The sequence below is a fragment of the Paenibacillus intestini genome (assembly GCF_030803945.1).
Lineage (GTDB): Bacteria > Bacillota > Bacilli > Paenibacillales > Paenibacillaceae > Paenibacillus > Paenibacillus polysaccharolyticus.
The window spans coordinates 183,199-199,623 of sequence record NZ_JAURUN010000005.1 but is presented as its reverse complement, the minus strand read 5'-3'; the positions used below and the strand labels follow the sequence as shown (position 1 = coordinate 199,623).

The 16,425-nt window shown below is 46.5% G+C and carries 15 protein-coding genes; 10 read left to right on the top strand and 5 right to left on the bottom strand.

Annotation, left to right across the window (positions count from 1 at the left end; genetic code table 11):
• The first annotated feature begins 16 nt into the window (after positions 1–16).
• The 8 genes from J2T16_RS15980 to J2T16_RS15945 all read left to right on the top strand — a co-directional run bounded on the left by J2T16_RS15980 (position 17) and on the right by J2T16_RS15945 (position 9,810).
• Complete coding sequence (locus tag J2T16_RS15980; RefSeq protein WP_499018755.1) at positions 17–2,998, top strand: ATP-binding response regulator; 2,982 nt, start codon at positions 17–19, stop codon at positions 2,996–2,998.
• Positions 2,999–3,291: 293 nt separating this feature from the next.
• Entirely contained in the window at positions 3,292–4,608 is a 1,317-nt protein-coding gene (locus J2T16_RS15975; protein ID WP_221787567.1) for a sensor histidine kinase, read from the top strand.
• Positions 4,580–5,482 carry a response regulator gene (locus J2T16_RS15970; protein WP_499018752.1) on the top strand — a complete coding sequence of 301 codons (903 nt, stop codon included), beginning with the start codon at positions 4,580–4,582 and terminating at the stop codon, positions 5,480–5,482. The genes J2T16_RS15975 and J2T16_RS15970 overlap by 29 nt, the downstream gene beginning before the upstream one ends.
• A gap of 312 nt (positions 5,483–5,794) precedes the next feature.
• Positions 5,795–6,592, top strand: coding sequence for a transporter substrate-binding domain-containing protein (locus J2T16_RS15965; RefSeq protein WP_221787566.1), 798 nt, complete (start codon positions 5,795–5,797; stop codon positions 6,590–6,592).
• Positions 6,593–6,610: 18 nt separating this feature from the next.
• The gene (locus J2T16_RS15960; RefSeq protein ID WP_336122768.1) at positions 6,611–7,267 is read left to right on the top strand and encodes an amino acid ABC transporter permease; all 657 of its coding nucleotides are present in this window, start codon (positions 6,611–6,613) and stop codon (positions 7,265–7,267) included.
• Positions 7,264–7,986 carry an amino acid ABC transporter ATP-binding protein gene (locus tag J2T16_RS15955; RefSeq protein ID WP_499018748.1) on the top strand — a complete coding sequence of 241 codons (723 nt, stop codon included), beginning with the start codon at positions 7,264–7,266 and terminating at the stop codon, positions 7,984–7,986. The genes J2T16_RS15960 and J2T16_RS15955 overlap by 4 nt, the downstream gene beginning before the upstream one ends.
• A gap of 255 nt (positions 7,987–8,241) precedes the next feature.
• Positions 8,242–8,649 (top strand): hypothetical protein, encoded by a 408-nt coding sequence (locus tag J2T16_RS15950; protein ID WP_336121584.1) that lies wholly within the window; start codon positions 8,242–8,244, stop codon positions 8,647–8,649.
• Positions 8,650–8,682: 33 nt separating this feature from the next.
• Entirely contained in the window at positions 8,683–9,810 is a 1,128-nt protein-coding gene (locus J2T16_RS15945) for an SGNH/GDSL hydrolase family protein (protein ID WP_336121585.1), read from the top strand.
• Between the two features lie 167 nt (positions 9,811–9,977).
• Here the strand turns inward: J2T16_RS15945 and J2T16_RS15940 are convergent, their stop codons facing one another.
• The 5 genes from J2T16_RS15940 to J2T16_RS15920 form a co-directional block, all read right to left on the bottom strand.
• Positions 9,978–10,511 (bottom strand): dihydrofolate reductase family protein, encoded by a 534-nt coding sequence (locus tag J2T16_RS15940; protein ID WP_221787563.1) that lies wholly within the window; start codon positions 10,509–10,511, stop codon positions 9,978–9,980.
• Between the two features lie 142 nt (positions 10,512–10,653).
• A complete protein-coding gene (locus tag J2T16_RS15935; RefSeq protein ID WP_260510735.1) occupies positions 10,654–11,688 on the bottom strand; it encodes an aminoglycoside phosphotransferase family protein in 1,035 nt (344 codons plus the stop codon).
• Positions 11,685–12,758 (bottom strand): ribosome small subunit-dependent GTPase A, encoded by a 1,074-nt coding sequence (rsgA, locus tag J2T16_RS15930; RefSeq protein WP_499018744.1) that lies wholly within the window; start codon positions 12,756–12,758, stop codon positions 11,685–11,687. The genes J2T16_RS15935 and rsgA overlap by 4 nt, the downstream gene beginning before the upstream one ends.
• Positions 12,759–13,135: 377 nt before the next feature.
• The gene (locus J2T16_RS15925; RefSeq protein WP_336121587.1) at positions 13,136–14,101 is read right to left on the bottom strand and encodes an MBL fold metallo-hydrolase; all 966 of its coding nucleotides are present in this window, start codon (positions 14,099–14,101) and stop codon (positions 13,136–13,138) included.
• A 2-nt stretch (positions 14,102–14,103) separates the two neighbouring features.
• Positions 14,104–14,682 carry a hypothetical protein gene (locus tag J2T16_RS15920; RefSeq protein WP_499018742.1) on the bottom strand — a complete coding sequence of 193 codons (579 nt, stop codon included), beginning with the start codon at positions 14,680–14,682 and terminating at the stop codon, positions 14,104–14,106.
• Between the two features lie 182 nt (positions 14,683–14,864).
• Between J2T16_RS15920 and J2T16_RS15915 the strand changes: the two genes are divergently transcribed.
• Entirely contained in the window at positions 14,865–15,773 is a 909-nt protein-coding gene (locus J2T16_RS15915) for a helix-turn-helix transcriptional regulator (protein WP_154889852.1), read from the top strand.
• A 280-nt stretch (positions 15,774–16,053) separates the two neighbouring features.
• Complete coding sequence (locus J2T16_RS15910) at positions 16,054–16,347, top strand: CD3324 family protein (protein WP_154889854.1); 294 nt, start codon at positions 16,054–16,056, stop codon at positions 16,345–16,347.
• Positions 16,348–16,425 lie beyond the last annotated feature (78 nt).

The following is a 16,425-nucleotide window of genomic DNA, read 5'->3' as shown; positions in this document are numbered from 1 at the left end:
GGAACAGTCTCCTGTGATGTATCTGAACGGAGAGTGGGAGCTGTACTCGCATGAACTATTAACGGGTCAGCAGCTTATGAACGAAGGGGAGAATGCTAAAGGGAAGCTTGTTCGGGTTCCAGGGGACTGGAGGGAGGAGCTTAAACCGGATGGGGGGAATTCACTTGGATATGCGACATATCGATTGCGTATTTTGACTGATCCACTTCAGACATCCGTGACCTTCTGGTTCAAAGATATCCGCAGTGCATCCGATGTCGAGATTAACGGAGAGAACGCTTATCGTATGGGACGAGTGACGGACAATGAAGTGAGCTATGTACCCAGGGGCACGGCTTTTACAGCCACCTATGATCAGGAAGGTACGACATCCATTGAACTGCTTGTTCGTGTAGCCAATTATGACAGCCCTTATAAGGGTGGGATTAGCAAACCTGTCCGTTTCGGCTCGGAAGCTGCTGTAGAATATGCGCGCTGGTGTTCCATTGGTTTTCAACTGGCGATCTTTCTTGTGCTGATGCTGCATGGAATGTACGCCTGTATTTTGTATGCTTTCAATCCGCAAGAGCGGGCCTTGCTGGTTTCAGCTATTCTTACATCTTCGGTTGGTTTCATTATTATGGCTGGTCATGATAACCTCTTGATGCTGTGGCTACCGATAAACTATACATGGGGAGTCAAGCTGCGGGTCATCTGTGTAATGTTGCAAAATGCTTGTATCCTGCTGTTATTCCAGAGACTGGCTCTCGTTCATATCCGAAAAAAATGGCTTCAAATTTATGCAGCTGTCACTTTAGCTTATATTGCTGTCATTCTGGTCGTGCCTATCAGCGTTGTTTATGCGATGAGTCATTACTATGTGATTAACCTGTTCACTATGATCTCAGCGTTCTGGTTCTTTTCAATTGTAGCAACGATGATCTTTAGAGTATCACTGGATCGGGATACGGTCTTCCTGCTTCTAACTGCTGGAGGTATTATATCGAACCTGTTATGGAGTGCAGCGGGGAGGTTCGGGGGCGACATGACCGTTTATTATCCGCTGGATATCGTGTTTGCGATTACGGGATTTTCGGCCTATTGGTTCAAAAAGTATTTTAGAAATGCCCACGAAATTATAGAGTTGAATAAGGAGCTGCAAAAAGGTGACAAGATCAAAGACCAGTTCCTCGCGAACACATCGCATGAGCTGCGAACACCGCTGCACGGAATCATTAACATTGCTCATAATGTCGTTATTCGGGAAAAAAGCAAGCTTGAAGCGCGCAGTGTAGAGGATATGGAGCTGCTTATTACGATCGGGCGCCGAATGTCTCATCTGCTTGGCGACCTGCTGGATGTTGTACGACTTAAAGAGCACCGTATTACACTGCAGTGTTCTCCGGTATCCGTGCAATCTGTTGTGCCTGGCATCATGACGATGCTGGGATACATGGTTGAACGAAAGCCGGTGCAGCTGCAAATGGACATTAAAGAAGGTTTCCCTCAGGTCATGGCCGATGAGAAGCGACTTGTGCAGATTATGTATAACCTGTTGCATAATGCCCTTAAACATACAGAGGGAGGTACGATTACGGTAAGTGCCGAGCTTATTGAGAGCCATGCTCTAATTCATGTTGCCGATACAGGTACAGGTATGGACGAGGAAACGCAAGCGCGAATTTTTCTTCCGTATGAGCAGGGTCCCTATGATGAACGGGACGGACAGGGCATCGGGCTTGGATTAAATATCTGCAAACAGCTTGTTGAGCTGCATGGCGGATCACTGTCCGTGAGTTCCATGCCAGGGGCGGGCTCAATTTTCAGCTTTGATCTGCGGCTGGCTCAGCCAGCCGAGCAGGGAGATCCGCAACCGCAGCTGGCTGAGCCACTGCCTGCCGTGTGGGAGCAAAGCTCCAAGATGATGGAGGAAGCATTAAACGGCTTTGTGTTACAGCATACTGCTTCAGAACATGCCGAATCCGCAGCGGCAGAAGAAATGCCCCCTCTTTTGCCAGAAGGAAAGTCATTCATTCTGGCTGTTGATGATGACCCGGTTAACCTTGAGGTGCTGGTCAGTATTCTTTCTAATGAGCCTTGTCTGATTACAACCGCTCGTTCAGGGCAGGAAGCGCTGGAATTATTAAATACACGCCAGTGGGATTTATTGATTACGGATGTAATGATGCCTTACATGTCGGGATATGAGCTGACCCGGAAGGTGCGTGAGCAGTTTTCCATGTCAGAGCTTCCCGTGCTGCTGCTCACGGCTCGAAGTCAGCCGCCAGACATTTATACCGGATTTGCGTCCGGAGCCAATGATTATATTACCAAACCGGTGGATGCCGTGGAGCTTAAATACCGGATACGAGCACTGACGATGCTGAATAAGTCTATCAAGGAGCGGCTGCGGATGGAAGCGGCCTATCTGCAGGCACAGATTCAGCCTCATTTCTTGTTTAATACGCTGAATTCACTGATGGTGCTGAGCGAGATAGATACGGATCATATGCGCAGGCTGGGAGAAGCTTTTTCATCTTACCTTCGCATCAGTTTTAACTACCTCAATACTGGAGAATTAGTGAGGTTGTCCCATGAGTTGGAGCTCGTCGAAGCGTATCTGTTTATCGAAAAAACACGATTTGAGGACCGGCTGTCTGTTGTCTTGGACATGGAGTCTAATCTCACGCTGCGTCTGCCTCCTCTATCCATTCAGCCTCTGGTGGAGAATGCGGTTAAACATGGTTTATTAAGCCGTACTGCCGGAGGAACGATATGGTTGAGCATTAACCGGTGTGAGGGTTACACCCGAATTGAGGTCAAGGATAATGGCAAAGGCATGCAACCTGAGCAAGTCGCCGCATTACAGGAAGCTCCCTGGAGCAGTAAAGGCGGGATTGGGATCGCGAACACAAACCGTAGATTGCTCCAGCGTTATGGCCGCGGACTAACCATTGTAAGTGAGCCGGGCGAGGGGACCACGGTATCTTTCGAGATTCCTGACAGTGAAACGGAATAACCCGTAGCTACGGAGTTTCGTTTCGGATCGAATAGCTAAACTCCTAACCTCCAAGGAATACTCACGTATGACCAGAATCGTTGAGCGGAAAACCTGCAGGTAGGAGACAAGGATAAAAAAGGCTGTTGAAGTCAAACTTCCAGCCTTTTTATGTTGTTTAACAGTGGAATGACACAATCCCCAAATTTTAAATATTTCTAATGTTTCTCGCGTATGTTAGTATATTTAACATCAGAAGCACGAGCCGTAGCAGTGCGGGCTTGTGAACGTTGCGATAGTAGGTGGATTAAGGGATGCGCAATTGGGTCAAAAACGAGAATGTGCAGATGGTTGCCGTTGCCTTGGCTACGTCCGTAGGTGCACAGTTCAAAATTAATCCCTTTCGGGAAGATTATTTCCGGATCGGCCTCGGGGTCAGCATTCTTTTGTTTTTGCTGATGATTATGCCCCATTTATCTTATATAAAAACAGGAATCCTGACGGGGCTAGCGAGCATAGCTTTCCAATCGGCTGATTTGATTCACCATATACACACCATCTCCGTACTAGAGAGCATGCAAGATAACCTTGGAGCAGGTTTATACTATGTGGTCTTTGCCTATGGGCTAAGCAAGCTCAAACACCGTTTTCATGAAATTCCCCCGCTATTGCTTGGTGGTATCATCACCGGTATAGATTTTTCCTCCAACCTGGTGGAGTTATTCGTGCGAGGTGTGCTGGGCGGGACGAATATTTTTTATATGCGTGAATGGCTCTATCTGCTGATTGTAGGTGGTTTGCGAAGTTACTTTGTCATCGGGCTGTATAACAGTTTTGCGGTCAGACAGATCAGGCTCCTGCATGCAGAACAGGAAAAGCGGATCGAACAGATGTTAAGTGTGAATTCGGGACTGTACGGCGAAGTTTTTTACCTGAAAAAAGCGATGAATACGATTGAAGGTATTACGGCTAACAGTTATGAGCTATATCGTGATCTGCGTGAGCAGGACATGAACGAATACAGCCAGCGAACCCTGGGCATTGCTCAACAGATTCATGAAGTGAAGAAGGATTCGCAGCGGATTCTGGCCGGATTGTTGAAGCTTTATGATAACGAGAAGACGGTCAATATGAGTCTGTCGGAAGTGGTACATTTTGCAGGCAGGGCCAATCGGAAATACAGTGAGATGTTGCACAAACAGGTGAAGATCGAGATTGAACAACAATATGAAGGGGAGTCTCCATACTACATCCCACTGCTTACGGTCATGAATAACTTGCTGGCTAATGCGGTTGAAGCAATTGAGCAGGAGGGCATGATCCAAGTACGGGTGTTTGAACAGGATGCGGATGTGCATTTTGTGGTGACCGATTCGGGAAAAGGTGTACCTGACGCGAAGCGCGGGGTTATTTTTGAACCCGGTTATACGACCAAGTTTAATGAAGTGGGCATTGCTGCCACAGGTATTGGTCTCTCCCATGTACGTGATATCGTTCAGTCGCTGGAAGGACAGATTCAGGTAGAAGGTGCTCCATCTGGAAGGGGTACGGTGTTCACAGTCATGATCCCCAGGGTCAATCTAATGAAGGAGGCCGATGCCCATGACACTTTCGATCCTGATCGTGGATGATGATGTGGTGAGCCGCAGCATGCTACAGTATATCATCGAGAATTGTGGAACCGGGGAGCTTACGGGTATGGCCGAGGGCGGTCTGGAAGGACAGCGTATGATTCTGGATCTCAAGCCCGATGTCGTATTGATTGACCTGTTGATGCCAGATCAAGACGGGATTGAAACCGTGGCGAACCTGAAGCAGAGCGGCTATAACGGCAAATTTATTATGATCTCACAGGTGGTCAACAAAGAGATGGTGGGAGCGGCCTACCAGAAGGGGATTGAGTTCTTCATTCACAAACCGATCAACCGGGTGGAGGTAGAGCATGTGCTCAATAAAGTGAATGAGCAATGGAAGTATGAGCGTTATGTACAGGAGATCAAACAGTCCATGGCTCGCCTGAATCTGGTAGAAGCTCCGGCCCTGGCTCCTGCTCAGACCCGAACGGTGCGAGATTCGGCGCGAAGCATATTAATGGATCTGGGCATCATCGGTGAGAGTGGGAGCAAAGATATCATAGCCCTGATGGAGTACGCTATTGAGCAAAAGCAGGCCTCTGAGCTACCGCCGCTGAAGGAATCCTATGAAGCTGTGGCTCAGAAGTACAAGCTAACGCCCAAGGAAGTGGAGAAGGAGTGCAAGGCGATGGAGCAGCGCATCCGCAGAACGGTTCTGACGGCACTGACAAATCTCGCCTCCATTGGGCTTACGGATTACAGCAATCATAAATTTGAGCATTATGCGCCGCTTTATTTTGATTTTCAGGACGTGCGTATGAAGATGCGGGCGATGGAAGAAGAGCAGGCGAGCGACAACAAGAGCAAGGTAAACATCAAGAAATTCCTGCAAGTATTCTACATGGAGACAGTAGAGAAAATAAATAGCTAGAATAGTAAGTGAATAAAATCCATATCACAGCGCAGGTATGTGTAAGTCAAAATTCTAGAGACCCTTTCCAAGGGTCTTTTTTTATTTTTGTGTTATATAAAGTTACATAAAACGAGGGTTTTTCATATAATTATTTAGAGTTTTGTACAAAAAAGTAGTCAAAAACAACATTGTGTTAATTTATTTTTCATATGTTGTTAATAAAATGTGTAGGATTGCGTAAGTTCTCGTAGGTGTAGAAATACAATACGTACATAAATACAAATGATCGATTCGGTCGATTCCAATCTAATCAGGAAAAGGGGTTTTTCCATGAAAAAGGTAGCATCCATCGTTATGGCTTCAGTTCTTGCTCTGGCACTTAGTGCCTGCGGCACAGCAAAATCAGGAGAAGACAGCAGTGCCCAGTCTGCAAGTGGATCGGCAGTAACCAAATATACATTTGGTACGGATGCAACATATCCTCCGTTTGAGTTTCAGAAGGATGGAAAATACGTTGGGATCGACATTGACCTGATGAATGCCATTGCGGCAGAAGAAGGCTTTGAGGTAGAGATCAAGCCGATGGATTTCAAAGGTATCATTCCAGCCATTACAGCAAATCAGTTGGATGGCGCAATTGCAGGCATCAGTATTACGGATGAGCGCAAAAAGGTTGTAGATTTCTCCGAACCGTACTATCAAGCTGGACTGTCCTTAATCGTGAATGAGGATAACAACGACATTAAGAGTCCGCAGGATTTGAAAGGTAAAACAATTGCGATCAAAAAAGGAACGTCAGGTGCGAATCTCGCTGATGAATATGCGAAGACCTATGGCGCAACCGTGAAATATTTTGATGATAGCCCATCCATGTATCAGGAAGTAGCGAATAAAAACGCGGATGCGACACTCGAAGACTTCCCGGTGGTTTCTTATAAAATCGCTGTGGACCCTAACTCTAAACTTAAGATTGTTGGTGACCGCTTGAACGGTGACTTCTACGGGATTGCTGTAGCTAAAGGCGATGCTGAATTGCAGAAGAAGATCAATGACGGACTGAAAAAATTGCAGGCAAACGGCGAATACGACAAGATCGTTGAAAAATATCTAGGAACAGCAGCGAAGTAGAAAGGAACGGTGGTACGGATGGATTCCTCCTGGCAAGTCATACTGGATGCATTGCCTCTTCTGTTAGAGGGAACGGTCGTTACGTTAAAAATTGTTGTGATCTCACTCATCTTTGCAATGGTGATTGGTCTGATCTCCGGCTTGATGAGCACTTCCCTGAATCGGTTGTTGCGACTGGTGGCTTCGCTTTATGTGGATATCATCCGTGGCACACCGCTTCTCGTGCAGGTATACTTCATTTACTTCGGTCTGCCGGTGTTTCTGGATATGCGCATTCCGGCCATGACGGCAGGCATTATCGCGATTAGCTTAAATGCTGGTGCATACATCTCGGAGATTTTCCGGGCAGGGATTGAATCTATTGGCAAAGGGCAGCATGAGGCAGCAAGGTCATTAGGCCTGAGTCGTTTCAAAACCATGTGGCTCGTGGTACTGCCGCAGGCAACCCGGCGTATGATTCCTACTTTTGTAAACCAGTTTATTATTACGATTAAGGATACTTCGTTATTATCAGCGATAGGGATTGCGGAGCTTACACAGAGCGGGGAAATTATCGTTTCCGCGAACTTCCGGGCATTTGAAATCTGGGGTACAGTCGGTGTGTTCTATCTGATCATTATTGTGCTGTTATCCCGGGCATCCCGATTCATTGAAAGGAGGTATGCAATCCGATGATTATTGTAGAGAACTTAAGAAAGCAGTTTGGTGCGAACGAGGTGCTGAAGGATATCTCCACAACGATTCGGGAGCAGGAAGTAGTATGTGTCATTGGCCCTTCGGGGTCTGGCAAAAGTACATTCTTGCGCTGCCTCAATCTACTGGAGGAGGTCACGTCAGGCAAGGTCATGATTGGCGAGGTGGAAGTTACCTCCCCGAAGACCAATATCGACGAGCTACGCATCAATGTGGGCATGGTATTCCAGCAGTTCAATCTGTTTCCGCATCTGACCGTGCTGGAGAACATCATGCTGGCGCCCAAACATATCCGGAAGCTGAGCAAAGCCGAAAATGAGAAAAAAGCAATGGAACTGCTTGGTAAGGTAGGGCTGTCTCAGAAAAAAGATGCCTATCCCGATCAGCTGTCCGGTGGACAGCAACAACGTGTAGCCATTGCGCGCGCACTCGCCATGAATCCGAGTGTGATGTTGTTTGATGAGCCTACCTCGGCTCTTGATCCCGAGATGGTCGGGGAAGTGCTACAAGTCATGAAAAACCTTGCGCATGAAGGCATTACGATGATTGTTGTGACACATGAGATGGGCTTTGCCCGTGAGGTCGCAGATCGGGTGATCTTCATGGACGGCGGTTATATTGTCGAAGAAGGCACGCCAGAGGAACTTTTTCAGAATACGCGTCATGAACGAACCAAGGCATTCCTGGGTAAGGTGCTGTAACGCGCAGAAGAGAAGCCGGAAAAGGCTACCTTTTTCCTCCGATAATCAAAAATAAATGAACATATCCCTTACGGGCAAACCATGGACTTGAGCACATCTGATATGATGAACTTAAACAGGGTTGCTTGCAGGGGATTTTTGCTGTTGTGCATAATAATTATAAAAGGTCTATATAAGTAGGAGTGTCCGTGTAAACATATAGATAGATTCATCAGTTGTGTCAGTACATATCATGACCAGGGAGGGCATGGGTTTATGGAGCGAATAACTCAGATGGATAAAGTAATCTTCCGAGCACATCTGATACAGGCCATCGAAGAGATTAGGGAGCGGGACCAACTGGAGTATGAAGAGATGGGCTTGCTCATTGAACCTGCTCCCGAACTGGACAAATCGCTGAACGGTGCAGACGAGATGATGCGGCTGGTTGTGCTTGCTCCGCAGAATGTAGAGCATCGGCAATTTACAGTGGATGAGGCCGTGGATCTCCTATGCTGGCATGCCCCGTTGGTTCCTCTATGGATTGATGTTTCATTGGTGGAAGTTGAACAGAAGCAGGCAGTGTTTAGACTGGTTTGCAGTCCGCGTCTACGCAAACCCACACAGCTTCTTCATGCGGAAACAGGGCATGCTCCATTCCGGGTGGTAGTATCCGATAAGTGAGAATATAACCATGAATTGAACAGGAGGGTTTCTATGAGTAACAGCTCCAATGGAGAATTAGAGGTCGTCGCTATTTCGGATTTACAGCATGTAAAAATACACGGTAGAACTACGACCGGGCGGTCACCATTGACCTTGTTTTGGACAGGTAGTGCAGTTGAATTGAACGTACAGGGTGCGGAATTTTGGGTTGAAATAGAATCTTCCTATGATCTGCTTGAGCCCTGGATCAGCATTGTTATCAATGGTGTTCCGGTAAGCCGTCAGATGTTAACCAGGGGTAGAGCCTGGATCTGTGTATTCCGTGGCATGAATCCTAATGCGGTCAAAAATGTGCGTATCATCAAGGATGTACAGGCGATGAGTGGTGACCTGAACAACAGTCTGCAGTTTCATGCGCTGAAGGCGGATGGCATGTTCCTACCTGTAGAAGAGAAACCTCTTAAAATCGAGTTTATCGGAGATAGCATTACCTCGGGAGAAGGAGCAATTGGGGCGAAGACAGAAGAGGACTGGGTACCCATGTGGTTCAGTGCACTACACAATTATACGTTCATGACGGCTGAGGCCTTAGATGCAGAGTATCGTGTCATCTCTCAGAGCGGATGGGGCGTGCTGAGTAGTTGGGACAACAATCCGAATGGCAATATTCCGGCGTATTATGAACAGGTCTGCGGTCTGCTGAAGGGAGAGCGAAATGAGCAACTTGGCGCGTTAGAGCCACATGATTTTAGCTCTTGGCAGCCTGATGTTATTGTAGTCAATCTGGGTAGCAATGACGATGGTGCATTCCAGTCTCCAGCGTGGACAGATCCACTGACCGGACAAGTGTACAAGCAACGCCTCAACGGAGACGGGACGTATCATGAGGCGGACTTGGCCAAGTTCGAGAATGCAGTGGAGCGCTTTCTGATCAAGCTGCGAAAAAATAACCCGCAAGCGCATATCATCTGGGCGTATGGCATGCTTGGATCTTCTCTGCTTCCCGCCATCTACCGTGCGGTGGATGCCTATCACGGGCAAACAAGAGATCGTGCTGTGTCGATCCTTCAGTTGCCAAATACGACCGAGGAAACGATCGGCGCAAGGTCACACCCTGGCGATCAATCACATCGCCGGTCGGCTGATGTTTTAACAGAGTACATTCGGCGAATTCTATAATATACAAGTTGTGTAAATGAACTCTCCAACTTATATCGATTCTCCCAATGGTTGTTATATACCCAAGGGTAACGAAAGACCGCGTAGCAGGACGCTATGCGGTCTTCTTCGAGTTGTTTTTATTGAGTCTGGTCGTCTAATTCTAATCAACCATCTGTTGCAAGACTTCACCGTACCTCATATCGGATGGAAACGATCTGCCCAAGCGTCTGGGTACGAATCGTTTTCAGCAGGGTCGGTACGGTGCCCATTGGAAATAAGGGAATACCTTCACCCAGTACTTTCGGGATAATAGCCACCTCAATCTCATCCATTAACTGTTGCTCCATCACAGATTGAACAAGCTGGCCTCCGCCTAAAATCCAAACATCTCCCTCGAAAGACTGTTTCAGCTGGGGAATGAGTGTTTTTACGCTCTCGGTTGTGAATTGTACATGCGGTGCAGGTGGGTGTTCTGAGCGAGAAAGCACATAAGTCGGACGATCTGCATAAGGGAAGTCTCCCGGCATGGTAAGCACTGCCTCGTACGAGGAACGTCCCATAACCACACTGCCAATCGTTTCATAGAATGTGGCATAGCCGTTATCGCCGCCATCACCTTCCACATCAAGCAACCAATCGAACGTACCATCCAATCGGGCAATATATCCATCCAGGCTCATGGCAATGTAAAGAATCGTTTTTGAATTAGAAGTATTCATCGTTCATCGCTCCCTTCCTGTGATACCTGTAAGATACACCATAACTATGACAATACTTGACGTAGTTTAAATGCTTATTTACTTAAAGTACAGCCAAGGAGGGAGCTTGGAAGCATGGATAAGCAATGAACTACCGCACCGTTTATCCCTGGAGCGGGCTATGTTTCATTTCATAGATTTTCTGGAGTATATGCAGGTTTTCTTCCTTCGCCGCATCGGACTCGGCATGTACATAACCCTCGACAAGTCTGTATCCGAACACGAACAGAATCATCTCGTGTACACAGTGGTCGGCGAGTGGAGGAGCATCGGCATATTCCGCAAAGCCCTTATAATACGCAGGAACACAGCGCTGATAATATTCCACCATATGCTCAATATCGCACTCATCGGCAACCAGGCTTGCGATATCCTCTCCAAAGTATCCCCACCCCGATGTATCCCAATCGATGAGCGCGATGTTCCCATCGGCATAGATCAGATTGGTCACCCAGAAATCCCGATGGTTTAACACAAGTGGCAACTGTTCGATACGAGCGAACATTTCGTCCGAGTGTTCATCCATATCAATCAACATTTGCCGGATATGGGGTGGGAATTCGCAGTCTTCAGAACGGATGTAATTATAAACGACAGGCCATGAGCGATAGTGCAGATACGTATTTTTCATGAGATCGGCATGGCTCAGGTTGTTCAGACTCTTCAGCACTGCGGGCTGTTCTGCGTATAGTTTACCTTGATAACGCCCTAATTCCAGCGCAGCCTGTTCAACCATTTCAATAGACAGATCCAGACCGGACACACCATCGATATATTCCAGCCACAGTTGAAATTCATTTTCCTCGGCATTCATCTCCGCGTAATAACATTTGGGCCAGCGGAAGGTCCCCGAGAATGTTGTTCCGAGGTCAGACATGTACAGATCATATTCCCGGCGCCAGGAACCGGGATCATTATAACGTTCCCATTGTTTCTGAACCTTCAGTACAAGTTGGTAAGGAAACTTTTGGTCATCTTCGGTTTCGGCTGTTCCTGTTACCAGATTGACGTTACCCACAGTTCCGCCATGCAGAGTAGTTGTATGATATTCCGCTACAATAATGTTCTTCTTAAAATATTGGTTTAAAACATGAGTTAACGTTTGCATCTTTATTTTCGTCATCTTCGTCTTATTCATTTCTTCCGACCTCCGCTTTTGTTGGTTTGTTTACTCTGAATCCTGTTGATTTTGTTTTTTGCTCTTTTTTCGATGAGGTAGTTCGTTTTGTGTTGTACATACTTGTTCTCTGACTGCTGGGAAATATAATTCTCCCACCGTTCATGCTGTAATGAACCGTCTGCGAGTGCTGAGAGAACTGCACATCCAGGCTCGGTCTGATGGCGGCAATCAGTAAAGCGGCACTGAGCGAATAATGCTTCGACATCGGCAAAGCTTGCATGAATACCTTCATCAGCATCGAAAAGCCCAAGCTCACGCATGCCAGGCGTATCAATAACCATTGCGCCCGAAGGCAACATAAAGAGTTGACGATGTGTTGTGGTATGGCGTCCACGGCTGTCGTCCTCCCGTATCGCCTGCACTCTCATGACGTCATTTTCAATTAATGCATTGAGCAGAGAGGATTTACCCACGCCAGACATGCCGAGAAATACAACGGTTTGACCTGGTGCTAGATAAGTGTCCAGTTCGTTCAGCCCCAAGCGAGTATGACTGCTGATCACGTGAACAGGTACATCGGAGATCCTTTGTTTAACTTCCGTGAGCATGGCATGATCTTCTGTAACGAGGTCTGCCTTAGTCAAAATGATGACCGGTTTACCGCCGCTTTGTCTGGCTTGTGTCAGGTAACGCAGAATGCGATTCACATTGAAATCTTGGTTCAACGAAGTCAGGATAAATACAACATCGAAATTGGTCGCGACAACCTGCTCCAATATCGTTTTTGCATAGCCTGCAGCATGGCCTGCATAGTCTGCACGTGAGAATTTGGACCTTCGGGGCAGCACTTTAACAATCAGGGAATCACCGATATCGTTGTAGCGCAGCAGGACAAAATCCCCCACACAAGGAAAGTCAGTTGGCATATCCGCCTGATAATAAAATGAACCTTTCAATACTGCGGTGACTTCACCGCGCTCTGTCATGACCGTGAATTGCTCCCGCCGAAGTTCTGTAATTCTTCCAGGTAATAATCCATCGGGGACCTCTTCTGTTTCGATATATCCGTAGGTTTTTAAATTCATCATGGGTATAAGGTTAGCTCCTTTAAATGTTGTTTTTGGACGCAAAAATGCCGCAAACAAGCAGCCTCTTACGAAGCTACTGTTCTGCGGCATCAGGACGCAAAAAAGATACGACCTTCATCGTATCTGCAAACAGCAATATTCACGAAAGGTTACTTTGGATGGCATAACAAAGAATACGGGAGTCATCCCGCTTTTTTCAGATATGCCAGCTATTCGGTTTTAATACTGAACCACCATATTCGTATAAGTAGCAGTCATATAAAACCTCTCCCTTCGTGTAAGGAACTTGCTTATCGCTAAGCTGTCTTTACCATAACCTGTAATGGAAAATAATTCAATGTTGATTTTATGCAAATTTCAAAATTTTATAAACTACACTATGTTTCTGACTCCGTGATAAGCGTGTGAATTTTGCTTAAATTCGATTTGAAGTAGGTTGTAAACGACCATTCCTTATAGTTGTGCGGTACTTCAATATCATCTATAGATTGTTTGGTCTTCACGGCTTCTGTCACCAGAGCCAGCATATCGTGAATATATCCTTTTACATCATGAAGCTCTTGCAGAGAGCATACCTCTCCATGCCCGGGAATGATTGTCTCCACCCCAAGCTGCTCGATCTGTTCCAATATACGCCGCCACTCCTGCGGGTTGGCATTAGCCAAAACCGGATGGTGTTTGGACAGGACCAGATCTCCTGTAATAACGATTTTCTCTTCAGGAATATACAGGATGGTGTCACTCTGGGTATGTCCCCCACCAAATGTAAGGAGTTGAACGGTACATTGACTACCGTGAATGACCATCTGTTGATCAAAGGTTATCGTGGGAACGGAATGTACCAGATCGGGAAGCATCTGCATAAACTCACGGTCACTGGCATTATCCCAGGCCATCTCTCGTTTTAACTTTTCATCGGTCTCTTGCTGCAGTTGTATTTCTTGTTGATGAATCGCCTGATTCATCTGCTCCGTATTCTCCCGATATTGAGCTATTCTTTGTCTTGAAAAGGTATCCATAATCTCGCGGGTAGCCGTTGTCGAGATGATGAGAGCTTCGGGTACAAACACTTGATTTCCAGAGGTGTGATCACTGTGCCAGTGTGTATTCACAACGTAAGTTACCAGTCTCCCTGTAATAGAAGTGGCTGCTTCTTTCAGGTCTGATGCGGCCTGCGGGGTTAGGAAAGTATCCACGACCATTGTTGCATCGCCCAGATCAATGATGGTTGCATTCCCTAATGATCCTGTTCCTGGAACCGCAATGGCCGCAATGACGTGATCCGTAACATGTTTTAATTCAAAATGCTTGGAGCCTCGAAAGGCTGCAATCTTGTCTCTCAACATCATCTCTCCTGTCTTGGACGACTATAAATGACGAAGTGCCCTTCACTGGCAGATTCGCCACCTACCCAGCCTACAGGCAGTCCTTGATTTTTATAGATATTAAACATCTCTTCAAAATACGGATGTGGCTCCTTGCATAACAATCGCGCTCTCGCAATCTGAAATAGATCACTGCTGATAATATCAGCAAGGTGGTTAAGTTGATCAGGCTTCAGGCCCAATTCCGGGGCCTGTCCCTCTAATTTTTTCTTCATTATGCCGTAGAAGTCTTGCTCTTCTTCATACATAATGAACGCTCGGGCAAGTGACTTCTCCTGATCACCAGAGGCGGGCGGAATATCTCCTGAGGCATCTGCGGTGATGTCTAATAGAAAATAATAAGGTAGTTCTACATCTTGATCCTGGTAAAATAGCAAGGCTTCCTCTAGATTCGTAAACGGATTTGGTATCTCAGAAGCGACTTCGTCTGTTGTAACGCCATCGGTAACGGGGAAATATGCCCTTTTCAATACATCGCCATGTTCTATGTAATCAATAATCTCACGTACATTTACAGGAAAGATTTCTTTACTGGTCATTGTTGGTCTCAACTCCCGACATTTAATGGTAGATGCCTTAATATTCTACATCTATGTGCGGAGAGCCTGCCTGCAAAGCAAAATCATTCAAGGATGCTATAACGTCTTCGCGTTCGTGGAATAGCTCGGATATGTTACAATTTTTCTATGACAAAAAATGACGTAGTTTAGGTGGGGATATGATGAATCAACGCAGGCTGGCGATGATGCGCCTCATGGATTCCAGACATAAGTTCACGGCTCGGGAGCTGGCAGAACGATTCGAAGTATCGGTTCGAACCATCCAGCGTGATCTGGATGCATTACAGGCGATGGGCTTTCCCTTATACACGGAGGTAGGTGTTAACGGTGGATACCGTGTGCTGCCCAATCGCATTTTGCCACCTCTGCAGCTGACGCAGCAGGAAGCATTAGGTTTGTTTATGATGCTTGAATATTTGGAGATGGTTCCTGATTTTCCGTATGGTTCGATTCGTGGACATCTGGCAGAACAGTATTTCTCTACACTGCCTTCGGATGTACAGGAACGGATTGTAGGGATGAGAGAGCATATTGCATTTATGCAGCATCCGGGTGAGCATCACGATTCCCTTACATCGGATCTGTTAACAGCCGCAGTCGAGAAGAAAGTGATTTCATTTTTGTACAACGCTCGCAGTGGCTGGAAAAAGGTGACCGTCAATCCCATAGGCATCTATTATGAGCAGGGGTATTGGTACATGCCTGCACGGCATAACGATCGCGTATTGTTATATCGTGTGGATCGAATAAAGCAGCTTACAGTGCTGGGTCAGATGGATGAATCTGTACCCACACTAAAAGCATGGCTGAAACAGGCAGCGCACACGGATGGCGAAGAGGTTGTACTGCAATTTACAGCATTCGGGGCGAGAATAGCCGCGTCGGATACATTATTCAAGACCGTATCAGATCAAGAGTGGCGCGGCGTTGTGCCACATTCGGAGTTTGCTTTTACAGCGCGTAGGCTACTCTCCTATGGACCCGAGGTCAAGGTGATATCTCCACCAGAATTTCAAGAGCAGGTCCGTACGATGCTGGAGCAAAGTGTAGCGCAGTATAAGGAGGATTAAAGGATATCAGTTTCCTATATGGAAGATATAGGAGTGTAATTTGAAATGCCGGGGCCTGATTTTACGTAATTTTATATCGATTCAGCGAAAGGGGGGCTACCATGATTCGATTCATAATAGGTTTCACGACACGCTCTATGCAGAGTCCATGCGAGGAACAACGGCGGTTGTTTGCATAGAGCCTAATATCCATTCCCGCCATCATTGACACGATGAAGTCAAAAGTTTCTTCGTAAGACTCTGCTGCCTTAAAGATTAACTTTTTAAGGAGTGGAGTACGATGAAATATGTGAATGCGGATGCCGTCCTTCCGAAGGCATTGCTCGAGGAGATACAACGTCATCTTCCTGGTGGATTAATCTATATTCCGAGGCCTAAGGATACCCATAAGAAATGGGGGGAGAATTCAGGCGGTCGACAACTGATTCGGGAGCGGAACAACGAAATTCGCCAGAAGTTTGCTACGGAAGCAACGATCGATGAGCTTGCAGAGCAATATTGTTTATCCATCGAGAGTATTAAGAAAATTGTATATTGTAAAAAGCGAAGCGAAATAGAAATAGAAATGAAATGAGATTGGATGAAAAGGAAGTCACATTCGAGCCATCGGATGTGGCTTTTTACTATGTTTTTTCAATGAGTAGACATGTGG

Excerpts from the sequence above, each read along its gene's own strand:
- J2T16_RS15980 (WP_499018755.1), top strand. The coding sequence starts at position 17 with ATGTATCTGAACGGAGAGTGGGAGCTGTACTCGCATGAACTATTAACG.
- J2T16_RS15975 (WP_221787567.1), top strand. The coding sequence starts at position 3,292 with ATGCGCAATTGGGTCAAAAACGAGAATGTGCAGATGGTTGCCGTTGCC.
- J2T16_RS15970 (WP_499018752.1), top strand. The coding sequence starts at position 4,580 with ATGACACTTTCGATCCTGATCGTGGATGATGATGTGGTGAGCCGCAGC.
- J2T16_RS15965 (WP_221787566.1), top strand. The coding sequence starts at position 5,795 with ATGAAAAAGGTAGCATCCATCGTTATGGCTTCAGTTCTTGCTCTGGCA.
- J2T16_RS15960 (WP_336122768.1), top strand. The coding sequence starts at position 6,611 with ATGGATTCCTCCTGGCAAGTCATACTGGATGCATTGCCTCTTCTGTTA.
- J2T16_RS15955 (WP_499018748.1), top strand. The coding sequence starts at position 7,264 with ATGATTATTGTAGAGAACTTAAGAAAGCAGTTTGGTGCGAACGAGGTG.
- J2T16_RS15950 (WP_336121584.1), top strand. The coding sequence starts at position 8,242 with ATGGAGCGAATAACTCAGATGGATAAAGTAATCTTCCGAGCACATCTG.
- J2T16_RS15945 (WP_336121585.1), top strand. The coding sequence starts at position 8,683 with ATGAGTAACAGCTCCAATGGAGAATTAGAGGTCGTCGCTATTTCGGAT.
- J2T16_RS15940 (WP_221787563.1), bottom strand. The coding sequence starts at position 10,511 with ATGAATACTTCTAATTCAAAAACGATTCTTTACATTGCCATGAGCCTG.
- J2T16_RS15935 (WP_260510735.1), bottom strand. The coding sequence starts at position 11,688 with ATGAATAAGACGAAGATGACGAAAATAAAGATGCAAACGTTAACTCAT.
- rsgA (WP_499018744.1), bottom strand. The coding sequence starts at position 12,758 with ATGATGAATTTAAAAACCTACGGATATATCGAAACAGAAGAGGTCCCC.
- J2T16_RS15920 (WP_499018742.1), bottom strand. The coding sequence starts at position 14,682 with ATGACCAGTAAAGAAATCTTTCCTGTAAATGTACGTGAGATTATTGAT.
- J2T16_RS15915 (WP_154889852.1), top strand. The coding sequence starts at position 14,865 with ATGAATCAACGCAGGCTGGCGATGATGCGCCTCATGGATTCCAGACAT.
- J2T16_RS15910 (WP_154889854.1), top strand. The coding sequence starts at position 16,054 with ATGAAATATGTGAATGCGGATGCCGTCCTTCCGAAGGCATTGCTCGAG.